The 16,070-nt window shown below is 68.8% G+C and carries 15 protein-coding genes; 7 read left to right on the forward strand and 8 right to left on the reverse strand.

What is annotated here, in order from left to right:
* Window positions 1–87 precede the first annotated feature (87 nt).
* Window positions 88–1,014: a 3-oxoacyl-ACP reductase gene (locus tag AB0K11_RS11105; protein WP_364976755.1), complete on the reverse strand. Its 927-nt coding sequence runs from the start codon at window positions 1,012–1,014 to the stop codon at window positions 88–90.
* 4 nt (window positions 1,015–1,018) lie between these two features.
* Entirely contained in the window at window positions 1,019–1,210 is a 192-nt protein-coding gene (locus tag AB0K11_RS11110) for a ferredoxin (protein ID WP_364975859.1), read from the reverse strand.
* Window positions 1,211–1,386: 176 nt separating this feature from the next.
* Between AB0K11_RS11110 and AB0K11_RS11115 the strand changes: the two genes are divergently transcribed.
* Genes AB0K11_RS11115 through fadD17 form a run of 3 tightly spaced genes read left to right on the forward strand, consistent with a single transcriptional unit; the run spans window position 1,387 to window position 5,192 of the window.
* Window positions 1,387–2,568, forward strand: a complete 1,182-nt coding sequence (locus AB0K11_RS11115) for an acyl-CoA dehydrogenase (RefSeq protein ID WP_364975861.1) — start codon at window positions 1,387–1,389, stop codon at window positions 2,566–2,568.
* A gap of 18 nt (window positions 2,569–2,586) precedes the next feature.
* Window positions 2,587–3,678 carry an acyl-CoA dehydrogenase family protein gene (locus tag AB0K11_RS11120; RefSeq protein ID WP_364975863.1) on the forward strand — a complete coding sequence of 364 codons (1,092 nt, stop codon included), beginning with the start codon at window positions 2,587–2,589 and terminating at the stop codon, window positions 3,676–3,678.
* A gap of 2 nt (window positions 3,679–3,680) precedes the next feature.
* Window positions 3,681–5,192: a long-chain-fatty-acid--CoA ligase FadD17 gene (gene fadD17, locus AB0K11_RS11125; RefSeq protein ID WP_364975865.1), complete on the forward strand. Its 1,512-nt coding sequence runs from the start codon at window positions 3,681–3,683 to the stop codon at window positions 5,190–5,192.
* Here fadD17 and AB0K11_RS11130 read toward each other — a convergent pair.
* Window positions 5,173–7,440: a molybdopterin-dependent oxidoreductase gene (locus AB0K11_RS11130; protein ID WP_364975868.1), complete on the reverse strand. Its 2,268-nt coding sequence runs from the start codon at window positions 7,438–7,440 to the stop codon at window positions 5,173–5,175. The genes fadD17 and AB0K11_RS11130 overlap by 20 nt on opposite strands.
* 74 nt (window positions 7,441–7,514) lie before the next feature.
* Between AB0K11_RS11130 and AB0K11_RS11135 the strand changes: the two genes are divergently transcribed.
* On the forward strand, window positions 7,515–8,231 hold the full coding sequence (locus tag AB0K11_RS11135; RefSeq protein WP_364975871.1) for an AraC family transcriptional regulator: 717 nt from the start codon (window positions 7,515–7,517) through the stop codon (window positions 8,229–8,231).
* On the opposite strand, the gene AB0K11_RS11140 is transcribed toward AB0K11_RS11135, so the two are convergent.
* Window positions 8,168–8,566, reverse strand: a complete 399-nt coding sequence (locus AB0K11_RS11140; RefSeq protein WP_364975874.1) for a VOC family protein — start codon at window positions 8,564–8,566, stop codon at window positions 8,168–8,170. The two genes, AB0K11_RS11135 and AB0K11_RS11140, sit on opposite strands and share 64 nt — an antisense overlap.
* A gap of 147 nt (window positions 8,567–8,713) precedes the next feature.
* Here AB0K11_RS11140 and AB0K11_RS11145 point away from each other — a divergent pair, with 147 nt between their 5' ends.
* Window positions 8,714–9,439 (forward strand): LpqN/LpqT family lipoprotein, encoded by a 726-nt coding sequence (locus AB0K11_RS11145; protein WP_364975876.1) that lies wholly within the window; start codon window positions 8,714–8,716, stop codon window positions 9,437–9,439.
* Between the two features lie 9 nt (window positions 9,440–9,448).
* On the opposite strand, the gene AB0K11_RS11150 is transcribed toward AB0K11_RS11145, so the two are convergent.
* Together AB0K11_RS11150 and AB0K11_RS11155 are read right to left on the reverse strand one after the other, a co-directional pair.
* A complete protein-coding gene (locus AB0K11_RS11150; RefSeq protein WP_364975879.1) occupies window positions 9,449–10,570 on the reverse strand; it encodes a nitronate monooxygenase family protein in 1,122 nt (373 codons plus the stop codon).
* A gap of 5 nt (window positions 10,571–10,575) precedes the next feature.
* Window positions 10,576–12,228 carry an acyl-CoA synthetase gene (locus AB0K11_RS11155; protein WP_364975881.1) on the reverse strand — a complete coding sequence of 551 codons (1,653 nt, stop codon included), beginning with the start codon at window positions 12,226–12,228 and terminating at the stop codon, window positions 10,576–10,578.
* A gap of 69 nt (window positions 12,229–12,297) precedes the next feature.
* Here AB0K11_RS11155 and AB0K11_RS11160 point away from each other — a divergent pair, with 69 nt between their 5' ends.
* Entirely contained in the window at window positions 12,298–13,098 is an 801-nt protein-coding gene (locus AB0K11_RS11160; RefSeq protein WP_364975883.1) for a crotonase/enoyl-CoA hydratase family protein, read from the forward strand.
* A gap of 122 nt (window positions 13,099–13,220) precedes the next feature.
* Window positions 13,221–14,057, forward strand: a complete 837-nt coding sequence (locus AB0K11_RS11165; protein WP_364975886.1) for a hypothetical protein — start codon at window positions 13,221–13,223, stop codon at window positions 14,055–14,057.
* 79 nt (window positions 14,058–14,136) lie between these two features.
* Here AB0K11_RS11165 and AB0K11_RS11170 read toward each other — a convergent pair whose 3' ends face one another.
* Window positions 14,137–15,348, reverse strand: a complete 1,212-nt coding sequence (locus tag AB0K11_RS11170) for a cytochrome P450 (RefSeq protein ID WP_364975889.1) — start codon at window positions 15,346–15,348, stop codon at window positions 14,137–14,139.
* On the reverse strand, window positions 15,345–16,025 hold the full coding sequence (locus AB0K11_RS11175) for an acetoacetate decarboxylase family protein (RefSeq protein WP_364976757.1): 681 nt from the start codon (window positions 16,023–16,025) through the stop codon (window positions 15,345–15,347). The genes AB0K11_RS11170 and AB0K11_RS11175 overlap by 4 nt, the downstream gene beginning before the upstream one ends.
* Between the last annotated feature and the right edge of the window lie 45 nt (window positions 16,026–16,070).

The following is a 16,070-nucleotide window of genomic DNA, read 5'->3' on the forward strand; positions in this document are numbered from 1 at the left end:
GTTATATTCACGCTGGTCAGCGCGGGTGTGATGTAAGTCATTCTGAAACGTGTTCTAGTCTGCGTAGCCGGCTGACAACCGAGACTGTCAGTCTCGCGACTCCATCAGTGCGGTGGCGGAGAAGCCGCGCTCGGGATCCCGGTCAGCAAAGTATTCGCGCAGCGTTGAACTCAGCTCCGCGGGGTCCCACGCGTCGGCGTCCGCGGTGAACTGATGCTCGGCGACCGGCGCCGCCACCAATGTGACAGTCGGACCATAGACGATGAACAGCTGTCCGTTGACCCCTCCCGAGGCGGGCGAGGCCAGGAACCGGACCAGGTTCACGACGTGGTCGGTGGACAGCGGGTCGACCTGACCCGAGGGCAGCTCCGGCGCGTCGCCGAACACCCCGGCGGTCATCGCCGTGCGGGCTCGCGGCGCGATGGCGTTCGCCCGCACGCCGAAGCGCTCGAGCGCGCGCGCCGCCGACAGCGTCAGCGCGGTGATCCCGGCCTTGGCGGCGCCGTAGTTCGGCTGGCCGACCGGACCGGACAGGCCGGCCTCCGATGAGGTGTTGATGATGCGTCCGTAAACGGTCCCGTCACCGGCCTTCGCCTTCGACCGCCAGTAGGTCGCCGCATTGCGGGTGAGCAGGAAGTGCCCCCGCAGGTGCACCGCGATGACGGCGTCCCACTCCTCGTCGGACATGTTGAACAGGATCCGGTCCCGGGTGATGCCGGCGTTGTTGACGACGATGCCAAGGCCGCCGAGGCCGTCGGCGGTCTCCACCAATTCGTCGGCGGTGGCGCGCTCGCTGATGTCGCCGACCACCGCCACCCCCTTGGCGCCTGCCGAGGAGATCTCGTCGAGCACGTCGGATTTGTCCAGCGCCGCGGCCATGTCGTTCACCACCACCGACGCGCCGGCCTGAGCGAGCCCGATCGCCTCGGCACGGCCCAGCCCGGCGGCCGCACCGGTGACGACGGCGACCCGTCCGGACAGATCGGTCACGTCTGAATCAGTCAATTTATGAATACCTCTAGTCTTTCCGGATCAGGGCGGCTCGGGGGCATTCGGCAATGGACTGCTCGGCGACGTCCTCCTGATCGCCGGGCACCGGATCCTCCTTGACGACGGCGTAATCCTCGTCGTCGAGATCGAACAGATCCGGTGCAATTCCCACGCAGACCGCATTGCCCTCGCAACGGTCCCGGTCGACTTCCACTCGCATGACAACCTCCTCGCAACCGCTGTGCGGACGGCCCGCCCGTGACGAAGGGCCAGAATACGACCCCGGCTTCAGGCGCGTGTACAAGACCGGCCTGGACCCCAAGACTAGAACGTGTTACAACCAGGTGGATACCAGGGTGCCCACGAGCGGGTGCCGACAAGTGAGGATTCACCGCCATGCGGATCGGCTACAGCCCCGAACAGGAGGAGTTGCGCCGCGAATTGCGCGCCTACTTCGCCAAGCTCATGACGCCCGACCGGGCCGAGGCGCTCGCCTCCAACGACGGCGAGATGGGACGCGGCAACGTCTACCGCGAGACCGTCGCGCAGATGGGCAAGGACGGCTGGCTGACGCTGAACTGGCCGACCGAGTACGGCGGTCAGGGCCGCCCGCCGATCGACGCGCTGATCTTCACCGACGAGGCGGCGATCGCCAACGTGCCGGTGCCGTTCCTCACGATCAACAGCGTGGCGCCGACCATCATGGCGTTCGGCACCGACGAGCAGAAGAAGTTCTTCCTGCCCAAGATCGCCGCCGGGGAACTGCACTTCTCGATCGGCTACTCCGAACCGGGCGCGGGCACCGACCTCGCGTCGCTGCGCACCACCGCGGTGCGCGACGGGGACGACTACCTGATCAACGGCCAGAAGATGTGGACGAGCCTGATCGCCTACGCCGACTACGTCTGGCTGGCGGTGCGGACCAATCCGGAGGCCAAGAAGCACCGCGGCATCTCGATGCTCATCGTGCCGACCACTGCCGAGGGCTTCTCGTGGACGCCGGTGCACACCATGTCCGGCGTCGACACCAGTGCCACCTACTACCAGGACGTCCGGGTTCCGGCGACGAGTCTCGTCGGTGAGGAGAACGCCGGCTGGAAGCTCGTCACCAACCAGCTGAATCACGAGCGGGTCGCCCTGGTGTCCGCCCAGCCGATCTACGTGGCGCTCAACGCGGTCCGCGACTGGGCGCAGAACACCAAGGACGCGCACGGCAACCGGCTGATCGACTCGGAGTGGGTGCAGCTCAACCTGGCGCGGGTGCACGCCAAGGCCGAGGTGCTCAAGCTGGTCAACTGGGAACTCGCCTCCGCCGACGGCGCAGGCCCCTCGCCCGCAGACGCCTCGGCGGCAAAGGTCTACGGCACCGAGCTGGCCACCGAGGCCTACCGGCTGCTGATGGAGGTGCTCGGCACGTCGGCGACGCTGCGGGCCGACTCCCCCGGCGCACTGCTGCGCGGGCGCATCGAGCGGATGCACCGATCGGCACTCATCCTGACGTTCGGCGGCGGCACCAACGAGATCCAGCGCGACATCATCGGCATGGTCGCGCTCGGCCTGCCCCGGGTCAACCGGTAGGAAAGGGACTCCCCCGAAATGGATTTCACCACGACTGAAGCAGCCGACGACCTCGGCGGCCTGGTCCGCACCATCACCGAGTCGGTGGTCACCCCTGAGCACCAGCGCGAGCTCGACAAGCAGGAGCACCGCGTCGACCGGGAACTGTGGCAGAAGCTGATCGACGCCGACGTGCTGAGCACCACCGCACCCGAGTCGCTCGGCGGCGGCGGGTACGGCGTGCTCGAAGAGGTGGCCGTGCTGGTGGCCCTGGGCCGTCAGCTTGCCGCGGTGCCCTACCTCGAGTCGGTGGTGCTGGCCGCGGGGGCGCTTGCCGCGTTCGGTTCCGAAGCGCTGCAGCAGGAGTGGGCGGCACCCGCGGTCACCGGCGGCAAGATCCTGACCATCGCGCTCGACGGCGAGATGGGCGAGGGCCCTGTCCGGGCGACGGCGAGCGGCGGGAATCACACCCTGACCGGCACCCGCACCCAGGTTCCGTACGGCCCGGTGGCCGACGCGTTCCTGGTGCCGGCCGAAACGGACTCGGGCACCGCGGTCTTCCTGGTGAGCAGGGACGATCCGGGGGTGTCGGTGCGCGCGCTGGAGACCACGGGTCTCGGCAGCGTGGGATACCTGGAGCTGCAGGGTGTCGAGGTCGGCGGCGACCGCGGACTCGGCGACGCGATGTCGTGGCTGACCGCGAGGTCCATGCTCGGCCGAAGCGCCTTCCAGCTCGGCGTGCTGGAGCGCGCGCTCGAGCTGACCGCCGAATACGCCAGGGAGCGTGAGCAGTTCGACCGGCCGATCGGCAGCTTCCAGGCGGTGTCGGCGCGGCTGGCCGACGGCTACATCGACATCAAGGGCCTCCGGCTGACACTGACGCAGGCTGCCTGGCGGCTGTCGGAAGATCTTCTGTCCGACATCGACGTCGCCAGTGCGGCGTTCTGGGCGGCCGAGGCCGGCCACCGGGTCGCTCACACGACGGTGCACGTGCACGGCGGCGTCGGCATCGACATGGACCACCCGGTGCACCGGTACTTCCTGGCCGCCAAGCAGACCGAGTTCGCGGTCGGTGGCGCCACCGGCGCACTGCTGCGCATCGGCCGCGAGCTGGCCGACACCCCGGTCTGACCGTGGACGGCGGGCCGACCGTCGGTCGACTGCTGGAACCGCTGACCGAGGTCGACGACCGCGGGGTGTACGCGGAGGACACGTTCGTCAGTTGGCGGCAACACCTGGTTGACGGCGCGGCACTCGGTGCGGCCCTGCGGGCGCGGCTCGACCAGGACCGCCCGCCGCACATCGGCGTGCTACTGGGCAACACGCCGTTCTTCTCGACGGTGCTCGTCGCCGCGGCCATGACGGGACTGGTGCCGGTGGGGCTCAATCCCACTCGCCGAGGCGCCGCACTGGCCCGCGACATCGACCGCGCCGACTGCCAATTGGTGCTCGCCGACGACGCGGGCCCGGTGCCAGACGGGGTGGAGTTCGTCGACGTCGCATCGGCGGCGTGGGCCGACGAGGTGGCCGCGCAGCAGGGTACGCCGGTGCGGTTCGCCGACATCGCGCCCGACGACCTGTACATGCTGATCTTCACCTCCGGCACCAGCGGTGAACCCAAGGCGGTGCGTGTCACCAACGAGAAGGTGGCGTTCCCCGGCCGGATGCTCGCCGACCGGTTCGGCCTCGGCCCGGCGGACACGTTCTACCTGTCGATGCCGCTGTTCCACTCCAACGCGATCATGGCCGGCTGGGCGGTGGCCGCAGCGGCAGGCGGATCGATCGCGTTGCGGCGCAGGTTCTCCGCGTCGGCGTTCATGTCCGACGTCCGCCGCTACGGCGCCACCTACGCCAACTACGTCGGCAAGCCCCTGTCCTACATCCTCGCCACACCGGAGCGTGACGACGACGCCGACAATCCGCTGAAGTTCCTGTACGGCAACGAAGGTGCGCCGCCCGACCTGGATCGCTTCGCGCGGCGGTTCGGCGTCGTGGTGGTCGACGGCTTCGGCTCCACCGAGGGCGGTGTGTCGATCGCGCGAACGCCGGACACCCCAGACGGCGCACTCGGGCCGCTGACCGACGAGGTGGCCGTCGTGGACGTCGAGACCGGCGAGCCGTGCCCGCCCGGGAAGATCGGCGAACTGGTCAATCCCCGTGGGCGCGGCCAGTTCCGCGGCTATTACAACGACGCGGATGCGGAGGCCGTCCGGATGGCGGGCGGCATGTACCACAGTGGGGATCTGGCCTACTGCGACGAGAACGGCTTCGTGTACTTCGCCGGCCGGCTCGGTGACTGGATGCGTGTCGACGGCGAGAACCTCGGCACCGCGCCGATAGAACGGATCCTGGCACGCCATCCCGACGTCGCCCATGTGGCCGTCTACCCGATACCCGACCCGGCTGTGGGCGACCAGGTGATGGCCGCGCTGGTGCTGGTTCCGGGCGCCGACCTCGACGCCGCGCGGCTGCGCGAATTCTTGTCGGCTCAGGAAGATCTGGGTCCCAAGCAGTGGCCGTCGTTCGTCCGCATCACCACCGAACTGCCCCGCACCGAGACGTTCAAGGTGCTCAAACGCCTCCTCTCCGCCGACGGCACCGACTGCGCCGACCCGGTATGGGAGATCAGCCGACCGTCGCGCTGACCCGGCACGGAACCCCGTTCACCACGTGGGTGTTGCTCGGAACATCGATCACGTCAACCGGATTCAGTAGATTCGAGTTGACCCCCGGATGGGCGTTGGCGACCTCGAGCCGGGTGCCGGGCCTGCCGTGACCCCAGCCGTGCGGCAGGGACACCACGCCGGGCATCATCTCGTCCGACGTCTCCACCGGAATCTCGAGTGAGCCCGCGCTGGTCGTCACGACGGCGAGTTCTCCGTCCGCGACGCCTGCCGAACGGGCGTCGTCGGGATGGATCAGCAGCGTGCAGCGGTCACGCCCGCGCATCAGGGCCGGTACGTTGTGCAGCCAGGAGTTGTTGGACCGCAGGTGACGCCGGCTGGTCAGCACCAGACCCCGGCTGGCACGGTCGATCCGTTCCAACAGGCGAGGGATGTCGTCGGTGATCCACGGGTGGATCAGTTCGATCCGGCCCGACGGTGTGGTGACGGCGTCGTCGAGGCGCCCGCCGTCCAACTCCGCCAGCCGTAGCCCGTCGGGGTGAGCGCGCACCGCGTCCAGCGTCAGCCCGCCGGGATTGCTGCCCAGCTGATCACCCCACGGCCCCAGTCGGATTCCGAGGTCCGCGAGCCTCGCCGGTCCGCCGCCGGACAGCGCCGCGAAAGCCTCACCCGGGTCACGTCCGGTCAACGGGGTTCCCGGCTGCGTGCACATCGCCGACACCAGCCCGGTGGTGTACATGTCGTCCATCGCCGCCACGTCGACGTCCTGCACCGGAACGCCGAGCGCCGCGGCACCCAGCCGCAGCAGGATCTCCCACTCCGCAGGACGGTCGGGATCGGGAGGGAAGACCGGCGCCGACCACTTGAGGCACGACGCGACGGCGTACATCCAGTACAGGTCGTCACTGTGTGCGCGTTCGAGCGGCGAGAGCCCGGGCAGGATCACGTGTGCGTGCCGGGTGGTCTCGTTGAGCCAGTTGTCCACCGCGATCATCGCGTCGAGCTTCGGCAGCGCCATGTCCAGGCGACGCGCGCCGGGCGCCGAGATCACCGGGTTGCCCGCGACCGTGATCAGTGCGCGGATGCGGCCGTCCCCGGGGGTGTCGATCTCTTCGGCGAGGCAACTGAGCGGGAACTGTCCGAGCACCTCCGGCGCGCCGCGGACCCGGCTGCGGAACCGGCCGAACTCCCAGCGCTCACCCGTCTGGTCGGGCGGCCTCATGAACATCGGCGAGTACACCGCGGGTTTGGCGAACACTGCGCCGCCCTGCCGGTCGACCGCTCCGAGCGCGACGTTGAGGACGAACACGAGCCACGTGGTCAGGGTGCCGAATTCTTGTGTGCAGGTTCCGATCCGGCTGTACAGCACCGGTGAGCGCGCCGCGGCGAGCTCGGCGGCCAGCCGCCGGATGGTGGTTGCCTCGATGCCGGTGGCCGCGCTGACCCGGTCCTCGGTGAAGGGATCGGCGAATGCGATCGCCTCGTCCAGCCCGTCGACCTTGCCCGCGAGGTGCGCGGGACGCCGGATGTTGCCGTCGGCGGCCAGTATTCGCAGGATGGCGAACAGCAGCAGCGCATCGGTGCCGGGACGGATCGGCACCCACTCGGTGGCGCGGTCGGCGGTGGGCGTGCGGCGCGGGTCGACGACGACCACGGCTCCGCCGCGGCGACGGATGTCACCGAGGAGGCCCATCACATCGGGCGCGGACAGCATCGAGCCCTGGGAGGCAGCGGGGTTCGCGCCGAGGACGACGAGGTGGTCGGTGCGCTCGAGGTCGGGGATCGGCGCGTTCCACATGCCGCCGAACAACAGCGTGCCCACCACGTTGAGCGGCCACTGGTCGACGGTCCCCGGGGAGTAGTACGCGGGCATACCTGCGGCTCCGGCCATCCCGACCAGGGCGCCGATGTAGGAGGCGAGGTCGAGGTTGTGGGCCACGGGATTGCCGACGTAGACGGTCAACGCGCGGGCGCCGTCCTCGTCGAGCACCGGTCGCAGCCATCGCTCGACCTCGGCGAACGCCTCGTCCCACCCGACGGTGCGGTGAACGCCGTCGCTGCCCTTGACCATCGGCATGCGCAACCGGTCCGGATCCTCGTGCAGCGCGCCCAGTGTGGTGCCTTTGGGACAGAGGTGGCCGCGCGACCACACGTCGTCGCCGTTGCCGCGGATGCTCAACACCCGGTCGTCGCGAACCCGGACCCGCAACCCGCACATCGCCTCGCAGAGCGGGCACGTCACGCGGTGATCGGACACCTCACTGGACATGTGTCCAGGTTATGGGCTGGGCGCGTGGCCTGCGGTGGATTCCCTGGAACGGGGCTGGCGGTACGGTCGGTCGGGTGGGTTATCGCGAGTTCCCGCCACCGCACCGGCTGCGCGAGCTGGTCGAGTGCGGGTGGATGCGCGTCGGGTCGGCCGAGCCGGGCCGCGTCCTGCCCGACGGCTGCATGGACCTCATCCGGATGGACGACCATGTCGTCGTCGCCGGACCGGACACGGTCGCACACCTCAGCGGCTCCCATCCGGATACCGTGCGAGGACTTCGATTCCGGCCGGGTGTGCTGCCCCGGCTGCTGGGTGTCCCGGCCTCGGAGCTCCGCGGTCACCGGGTGCCGCTGGCAGACCTGCGCTCCGACGTCGCCGACCGTCCGCTGCTCGGGGTGACCGACGCCCTCGCCGCGGGTGAGCCGGCCACCGAGACGGCGCCCTGGCCACTGCCGGTGCTGCGGCACGTCACCGCACGCCTGGCCGACGGTGCGGCGGTCACGGAGGTGGCCGCCGAGGTGGGCTGGTCCGCACGCACCCTGCAGCGCCACTGCGGCGCGGTGTACGGCTACGGCCCGGCGGTGCTGCGGCGCGTGCTGCGGTTCCGTCGTGCGGTGCGCCTGCTCGGCGACGGACTCGCCACAGCCGAGGTCGCTGCACGCGTCGGTTACGCCGACCAGCCGCACCTGCACCGCGAGGTCCGGACGCTGGCAGGCGTCGGCGTCGCTCAACTGGCCAGCGGCGCGAACAGGTCCACCGATGTGCCGTCGGGATCGGTCACCGTGGCGTAGCGCTGCCCCCACGGCGCATCGAAAGGCTCGAGTGCGCCGGGATGGCCTGCTGCGGTGAGCTTTTCGTAGAGCGCGTCGACCTGAGCCGGTGAGCCGACGCGGAAGGCCAGCGCCACTCGGCCCGCCGACACCGGTGGCGTCCACCCCGGGTGCATCCCGGCGATGGTCTCTTCGGTGTCGAACGCGAGCAGGTTTCCGCCGGGCAGTTCGGCCTCGACATGCGGGGCCCCTTCGGGTTCCGGTACGGCCAACCCCAGCAGGCGATAGAAGTCGAGCGTCCGCTGTAAATCCTTGGCGACGATCTCGATCGTGGTCCCGGTGAGCGCGATATCCATGCCGATCACGTTAAGGACACCGGCGCGGAACCGTCGTGAACGAATCGGACAGCCGCGGGCACGCCGGTGAGCTACGCTTCGCTCGCACTCGACAGGTTTGCGGTGTTGTCGCGGTGTTCCGCGTTTCCACTCCATGGAGGTCGAATCATGAAAACCAGCGGCATAACTGGAGCGGTAACTGCCGCCGCCGTCCTCGGGCTCGCCCTGTCCGGCTGCGGCTCGGACACCGAGCCCGCTGCCTCGAGTGCCAGCAGCGCCACCAGCAGTGAGAGCGCCTCGAGCACAACGTCTTCGGCGGCGGCCGCCCCCGGCAAGCTGCGCATCGCACCGCGCGACGAGGATGCCGCAGGCGCCAATCCCACCATCGCCAGCTACATCGCCGACAACGGCATCAAGGAGTCGACGGTGAAGATGGGCGAGCCCGGCGCACCGGTGATCAACCTCCCGATCCCGGAGGGTTGGGTCACCGCCGGCGACCAGACGCCCGAGTGGGCCTACGGCGCCATCGCCTACACCGGGCCCGAATCCGCTGACTACCAGCCGTCGATCGTCGCGCTGGTGTCGCGACTCGAGGGCGACGTCGACCCGCAGGCCATCATCGACCTCGCGCCCGGTGAGCTGAAGAATCTGCCCGGATGGTCGGCGATGAACGAGGGCGAAACGACCACGCTCGGCGAATACCCCGCCTTCCAACTGGGTGGAACGTGGGTGCAGGACGGGGTCACCAAGCTGGTCGCCCAGAAGACCGTCGTGATCCCGGGTCCCGACGCCGTCTATGTGCTGCAGCTCAATGCCGACTCACTCGAGGATCAAGCCATGGTGCTGGCCCCGGCGACCATGGCCATCGACGACGAGACCACCATCACCTTCTGAGGTTCTCGGTCAGCTCTCGCGGATCCCGTCGAGCCGCCTGCTGGCCTCCTCGAAACCCGTCACCAGTTCGGCGATGATGTCGGCGACGGGCCGGATCTCGTTCATCCGACCGACGATCTGGCCCACCGGCATCGACACGGTCGCGGGGTTGTCGGACTCGTTCATCCTCTGATGCGCCTCGCTGACGAGGATGTTCTGCAGCGGCATCGGCAGCGGCTCCGGCGCGTCGGGTGCGTCCCACGCGTCTGTCCACTTCGTCTTGAGCAGCCGGGCCGGCTTGCCGGTGTAGATGCGGCGCCGGACGGTGTCGGCGGACGTCGCGGTGAGCATCGCCTCCTGGATCACCGACACGCCCGACTCGCGGCGAACGCCGAGATCGTATTCGGCGGACGTCAGGAACGCCGAGCCCATCCAGACGCCCTGGGCGCCGAGGGCGAGCGCCGCGGCCACCTGGCGACCGCTACCGATGCCGCCCGCGGCAAGCACGGGTGCCTTTCCGCCGAGCGCGTCGACGATCTCCGGCCAGAGCACCATCGAACCGATCTCACCGGTGTGACCGCCTGCCTCGTGGCCCTGCGCGACGACGATGTCGACACCGTTCTCCGCATGCCGCAGTGCGTGTTTGGCCGAGCCGGCCAGCGCGGCCACCGGCACCCCGGCCTCGTGCGCCTGGTCGATCACGTCCTTGGGCGGCGAGCCGAGTGCGTTGGCGATGAGTTTGATCGGGTGCTTGAGCGCGACCTCGACGTGGCTGCGGGCCACCGAATGCAGCCATCCGAGAACACCTTCGGAGCGCTCCTCGTCCTCGGGCAGCGGCGGCACGCCGAGGTCCGCGAGCGTCTTGTCGACGAAGTCGCGATGGCTCTGCGGGATCAGCTTGTTGATGTCGACGGACGTGCCCTCGGTGGGGATCTTCGCCGGCATGACGATGTCCACGCCGTAGGGCTTGCCCTCGGTGTTCTCGTCCATCCACTGCAGGACGTCCTCGAGCTCGTCGGCCTCGTTGAAGCGCACACATCCGAGCACGCCGAGGCCGCCGGCCCGGGTGACGGCCGCCGCCACCTTCTCCGACGGGGTGAAGACGAAGATCGGGTACTGGATGCCGAAGCGATCACAGAGCTCTGTCCTCATGCGCGTCACGCTCCTGCTGCCACGTGCTTGGCGTGCACCTCGTCGGCGGCACGCTCCTCGGTCAGGTCCTTGGCCCACCGGTAGTCCGGCTTGCCCGCGGGTGACCGCTTGATCTCGTCGACGTACCAGAGGCTGCGCGGCACCTTGTATCCCGCGATCTCCTTGCGGACGAACGCGTCGAGGTCGGCCAGCGCCGGGCGGCTGCCCTTCCGCGGATGCACCACGGCGGCGACGTGCTGACCGAAGCGGGGGTCGGGCACCCCGACCACCAGGGCGTCGAACACGTCGGGGTGTCCCTTGAGCGCGGCCTCGACCTCTTCGGGGTAGATCTTCTCGCCGCCGCTGTTGATGGACACCGACCCGCGGCCGAGCATCGTCACCGTGCCGTCGGCCTCGACCTCGGCATAGTCACCCGGGATCGCGTACCGCACACCGTGGAAGGTCCTGAAGGTCTCGGCGGTCTTCTTCTCGTCCTTGAAGTAGCCGACCGGGATGTGACCGCACTTGGCGATGATGCCCCGCTTGCCCGATCCGGGCACCACCTCGTTGCCGTCCTCGTCGAGCACCTTGGTGTTCTTGTCGATCGTGACGCGCGGGCCTCCGGTGTGCGACTCCCCCTTGGCCACCACACTGGTGCCGCCGAAGCCGGTCTCCGAGGATCCGATCGAGTCGGTGATGATGCGGTTGGGCAGCAGTTCGAGGAACTTCTCCTTGATGCTGGTGGAGAACAGCGCCGCGGTGCTGGCGAGCAGGAACAGGCTCGACAGGTCATAGGTGTTGCCGTTGTCCTGGTGCGCCAGAAGCGCATCGAGAAGCGGGCGTGCCATCGCGTCGCCGGTGAAGAACAACAGGTTGACCTTGTGCTTCTCGATGGTCCGCCACACCTCGTCGGCGTCGAACTCCGGCACCAGCACGACGGTCTGCCCGGAGAACAGGGCCATCCACGTCGCGGACTGGGTGGCGCCGTGGATCATCGGCGGGATCGGGTAGCGGATCATCGGCGCGTTCGCGGCGGCCTGCTTGGCCAGGTCGTACTCGTCGGCGATCGGCTCACCCGTCGCGAAGTCGGTGCCGCCGAACAGGACCCGGTAGATGTCCTCGTGGCGCCACATCACGCCCTTCGGGAAGCCCGTCGTTCCGCCGGTGTACAGCAGATAGATGTCGTCCTCGCTGCGCGGGCCGAAATCGCGTTCGGGCGAGGCCTGTTCGAGGGCGGCGGAGAACTCGACGCCGCCGTAGCGCTGGAAGTCGTCGTCGGACCCGTCCTCGACCACCAGGATCGTCTTGACGTTCGGCGTCTCCGGCAGCACGTTGGCCACCCGGTCGGCGTAGCGGCGCTCGTGCACCAGCGCGACCATGTCGGAGTTGTCGAACAGATACTTCAGCTCGCCCTCGACGTAGCGGAAGTTGACGTTGACCAGGATGGCGCCTGCCTTGACGATGCCCAGCATCGCGATCACGATCTCGATGCGGTTACGGCAGTACAGCCCGACCTTGTCGTCCTTCTTCACCCCCCGGTCGATCAGGTAGTGCGCCAGCCGGTTGGCCTTCTCCTCGAGTTGGCCGTAGGTCAGCGTTTCGTCGCCGCTGATCAGGGCGACACGGTCAGGCACGGCGTCGATGGCGTGCTCGGCAAGATCGGCGATGTTCAGGGCCACGATGCCTAAACTAGAACGTGTTACATTTCGTGACAAGTCTGTGGTTGATCGGCGGGAAGGCGAATACTTGTGAGCGAGTCGGAAAAGGGCCCCGACGCCCTCATTGAGCAGCGCGGACACACTCTGATCCTGACGCTCAACCGACCCGAGGCGCGCAACGCGCTCTCGACCGAGATGCTCTCGATAATGGTCGAGGCCTGGGACCGCGTCGACAACGATCCGGAGATCCGGACGTGCATCCTCACCGGCGCCGGCGGCTACTTCTGCGCGGGCATGGACCTCAAGGCCGCGACCAAGGCGCCTCCCGGCGATTCGTTCAAGAGCGGCGCCTACGACCCGTCGCGCATTGACGGCCTGCTCAAGGGTCGCCGGCTGACCAAGCCGCTGATCGCAGCCGTCGAGGGACCCGCCATCGCCGGCGGCACCGAGATCCTGCAGGGCACCGACATCCGCATCGCCGGCGAGAGCGCCAAGTTCGGCATCTCCGAGGCCAAGTGGAGCCTGTACCCGATGGGTGGGTCGGCGGTGCGCCTGCCGCGCCAGATCCCGTACACCATCGCCTGCGACTTGCTGCTCACCGGCAGGCACATCACCGCCGCCGAGGCCCTGCAGTACGGCCTGATCGGCTACGTCGTCCCCGACGGCACCGCGCTGGAGAAGGCACTCGAGATCGCCGAGGCGATCAACAAGAACGGCCCGCTCGCCGTGCAGGCCATCCTGAGGTCGATCCACGAGACCGAGGGCCTGCACGAGAACGACGCGTTCAAGATCGACACGAAGATCGGCATCGAGGTGTTCATCAGCGACGACGCGAAAGAAGGCCCGCGGGCGTTCAAGGAGAAGCGGGCGCCCAACTTCCAGATGAAGTAGGCGGCCCGGTCGGTGCGCCGCGGCGCGGCGCGCGAGTGTGAATCCTTGGCGGGTCTGGGGCACTTTTTCCGCCCAGGTTTCACATCCGCGACGGTGTCGGTCGGTGTCGGCACACTCCGGACATGGAGAAGCCGTTCATCGGGGGTGAAGCGCTGACCGGCGGTGTGCTCACCCGCCATCAACTCCGCAGTCGTCACACCGCGCTGTATCCCGGCGTCTACCTACCTGCGGATGCGGAGATCACTGCACGGCTGCGTGCTGAGGCCGCGTGGCTGTGGTCACGCCGTCGAGGAATCCTCGCCGGCCGGTCTGCGGCGGCGTTGCACGGTGCCAAGTGGCTCGATCACCGAGCGCCGGCCGAGTTGCTCCATGGGAATCGGCACCCGCCCCGAGGCATCAGCACGTGGGCCGACGCCATCGCGGATGACGAGCTGACCACGATCGACGGCATGGTGGTGACAATCCCGGCACGCACGGCACTCGACCTGGCCCGCCGCAACCCGCTGCAGCGTGCCGTCACCGAGGTCGACGCCTTGACGAATGCCACTCACCTCAAGGTCGCCGACGTCGAACTCCTCGCCGAGCGGTATCGAGGCCGCCGCGGCATTCGGGCGGCGCGTCGGGCCCTCGCGCTCGTCGACCCGGGTGCCGAGTCGCCGCGGGAGACGTGGCTACGACTGCTCGTCATTCGCAACGGCTTTCCGCCGCCGACCACGCAGATCCCCGTCCGCGACCGGCACGGCGTCCTGGTGGCCGTGCTCGACATGGGCTGGGAGGACGTCAAGGTCGCGCTCGACTACGACGGTGCCCACCACCGCGGCGCCATCCGGTTCGGCAGGGACATCCACCGCCACGACGCCGTCACCGAGCTGGGCTGGGCGGACATCCGGGTCACGTCCCAGGACACCGAAGGAGGCATCGTCCGTCGGCTACAGGCCGCCTGGGCTCGCCGAATGTGAAGCGTTGGCGGGAATCCGGCCCGAATCCCGCCACAGTTTCACACTCGGCACACACGCGGCGCGGACGCGGCGCGAGGACTCAGAGCACCCGCGCGGTCGGCGTGAACACCACCGGCATCGCCTCCGGCCCACTGACGAAGTTGGCCGCCCGCAGCGGCACCTCGGCGCCGTCGGCCAGACGCAGGTCGGGCAGCCGCTGCAACACCTTGGTGAGCATCAGCCGCAACTCGAGGCGGGCCAGCTGATTACCGAGGCAGAAGTGGGTGCCGAAGCCGAAGGCCAAGTGGCTGTTCGGATTGCGGTCGATCCGGAAGTTCTCGGGATCGCCGAACACCTCCTCGTCGAAGTTGGCCGCCTCGAACATCAGCATCAGCTTCTCGCCCTGCTTCAACGCAGTGCCGTGGAAGTCCGTGTCGGCGGTCAGCGTGCGGCACATGTTCTTCACCGGCGAGGTCCAGCGCAGGGTCTCCTCGATCGCCCCCGGCAGCTTCTCCTCGTCGGCGCGCAGGCTCTCCCACTGGTCGCGGTGGCGCAGCAGCTGCTCGGTGCCGCCCGACAGCGTGTGCCGGGTGGTCTCGTCGCCGCCGATCAGGATCAGCAGCGTCTCCATGACGATCTCGTCGTCGGCCATCCGGGAGCCCTCGACCTCGGCGTGCACCAGCACCGAGAACAGGTCGTCGGTGGGCTCGGCCCGCCGCTTGGCGATCACGTCCATGGTGAAGGCGGTGTAGGCGGCGAACGTGTCCATCAGCTTCTGCACGGTCAACTCGTCGACGTGCGAGCTCAGGCCGCACACCAGGTCGTCGGACCACTGCAGCAGCATGTCGCGCTCCTGGGGGAGCACGCCGAGCATGTCGCCGATCACCGCCATCGGCAGCGGCGCAGCGATGTCGCGCACGAAGTCGCATTCGCCGCGTTCGCAGACCGCGTCGATCAGGGTGTCGCAGAGCCGCTCGATCGACGGCACCTTGTCCATCACGCGCTTGCGGGTGAAGCCGGAATTCACCAGCTTGCGCCGCAACACGTGGGCCGGATCGTCCATGTCGATCATGTACGGCATGCCCGGCTGGTCGGGGCGGATGCCGCCCGTCGACGAGAACAGCTCCGGGTTGCGCTCGGCGTCGAGCACCGCGGCGTGCGTGGTCGCCGCGGCAAGGCCGTTGCGGTCGCGGAACACCGGCTGGTTGGCCCGCATCCACCGGTAGGCCTCGCGGGCGGCGGGGCCGTCGGCGTAGAAGTTGCCGTCGGCGAGATCGACGTCGGGCTTGGTGGTCGGGAGCGTCTGTGTCATCGGATCTCCTGGGCGTCGCCGAAGGTCATCTCGACGTTGCCAGACGATTGGCTGGCGAACGCCCGTTTGGGCAGACCGAGGGACCGTAGTTCGTCGGCGTAGGGATGGTCACCGAGTCGCAGCCGTGCGCCGCCGGGGCGGACCCGCATCCCGGAGTTCCGCATCTCCCAGGGGATCTCGCGGGTCACGCCGTCGCGGTGGCTGAAGGTGGTGAGCACCTGCGGCTTGGCGGTCAACGCCGACGGGATCGGCACGCCGCCGCCGAATTCGATGCCCGCAATGAGCTTGCCGTGCTCGCTGACGTCGAACTCGAATCCGCCCGTTTCCCGCACGGAGAAGTCGGCCATGATCTTCGGGAAGCCCCAGATCCGTTGTCCCGCTTCGAGGGTGAAGCCCTGGTTGACGGGAAGGTGGTGGATGAACGCGGCCGCCGACTGCAGCGACGCCAGCCCCTTGAGGGTCTTGCCCGGCGGGCTCACCATGACGGCCGTGCCGAACTCGTGGTACTTCCCGAGGTCGCCGTCGTGATACCGGACCAGCATCAGCATCGTCACCGCACGGCCCGGCCGCAGCTCGAACACCCGCAGCCCGCTGTAGTCGATCAACCGCTGCGCGGCGGACGCGTCGACGGAGAACATCGCGACGTGGGTGTCGGCCCTGCGGATCCGCACCGGCATGGTCAGCGTGGTGCCCTGGATGGTGTACGTGGAGCTCGCCCCTGA

This window comes from Mycobacterium sp. NPDC050551 (assembly GCF_040674075.1).
GTDB lineage: Bacteria > Actinomycetota > Actinomycetes > Mycobacteriales > Mycobacteriaceae > Mycobacterium.